Annotated in this window: 1 protein-coding gene; it reads right to left on the reverse strand. The window is 68.1% G+C overall.

The window, feature by feature from the left end:
* Positions 1–5 precede the first annotated feature (5 nt).
* Positions 6–1,143: nickel ABC transporter substrate-binding protein (nikA, locus tag EQG76_RS16475; RefSeq protein ID WP_159715391.1), on the reverse strand; the 1,138-nt coding region annotated here is incomplete at its 5' end.

Genomic DNA, 1,143 nt, shown 5'->3' on the forward strand with positions numbered 1-1,143 from the left:
GCATCTCAGAGGCTGGCCGAAGCGGGCCGAAAGGTCTCGAACGGGATCTCGTTCACGGTCGGACCAAAGTCCACCTCCTGCAGCCTCGGCCCCGCAACATAGCTGGAGGTCGTGTAGGAGATCGGCAGATAGACCGCCTGCTCGTGCAGGGTCGTGAGCAGCCAGACATAGGTGTCGCGCCTGGCCTTCTCGTCGGTCTCGACCAGCACCTGGCCGATCCGCCGGTCGATCTCCGCCTTCATCGGCAGGCCCGACTGGGCCTGGAAGTCGGCATGGGTCGGCACACGCATCGAGCTCATGAAGGAGTGCGGGTCATAAGGCGCACCCCATGTGTCGCCGAAAATCATCCCGAACTCGCCGGACTGCTGGCGGCCCGTCACGCCGCTCTCGTCCAGGCCCACCAGCCGGACCACCATGCCGATGACCCGCAATTCCGCCTGCACCGCCTCGGCCAGCGCCTTCTGCACCGCGTCGCTGCCGACAAAGCACAAGTCGAGCTCGAGCGTCTGGCCGTCCTTGGCCCGCATCGCCCCCTCCTCGGGCCGCCGCCAGCCGGCTTCGTCCAGCAGCGCTTGGGCCAGCTCGCGGTCGAACGCGAAGGGCTTCAGCGGCACGTCGGTATAGGGGAAGTTGCGGGCGAACAGGGTCTCGGCCGGCTGCTCCAGGTCCAGCAGCACGTTTCGGACCAGCGATCGCCGGTTCACCCCGTGCAGGATCGCTCGGCGGACCCGGAGGTCGGCGGTGGGCGACCTGCCGCTGTTGAGCGCCAGGTTGCGTGAGGCCAGGGGCGGCGAGACCCCGCAGGCAAAGCGCGGGTCGGCGGCAAAGCGCTGGAAGGCCATGGCACTGAGCTGGTCGCTGCCGAAGGCCAGGTCGATCTCGCCGGTCTCCAGGGCCAGCGCCCGTGTGTTCGGGTCGGGCACCACCTTGACCAGCAGTTCAGCAAATGAGGGCTTACTGCCCCAGTAGGTCTCGTTGCGCACGAACCGGTCGTATTCGCCGGATGCCGTCTCCACGAGCCGCCAGGGCCCGGTGCCTATGGGGGCGAAGCCGGCCTCGCCCCTGGTCAGCACCGCCGGCGACAGGAAGCGGACCGGGCGGATCAGGGCCAGCTCGAACAGGACCGGGTAGTAAGAATCCTTC

This window comes from Geminicoccus flavidas (genome assembly GCF_009806515.1).
In the GTDB taxonomy this organism is placed as follows: domain Bacteria; phylum Pseudomonadota; class Alphaproteobacteria; order Geminicoccales; family Geminicoccaceae; genus Geminicoccus; species Geminicoccus flavidus.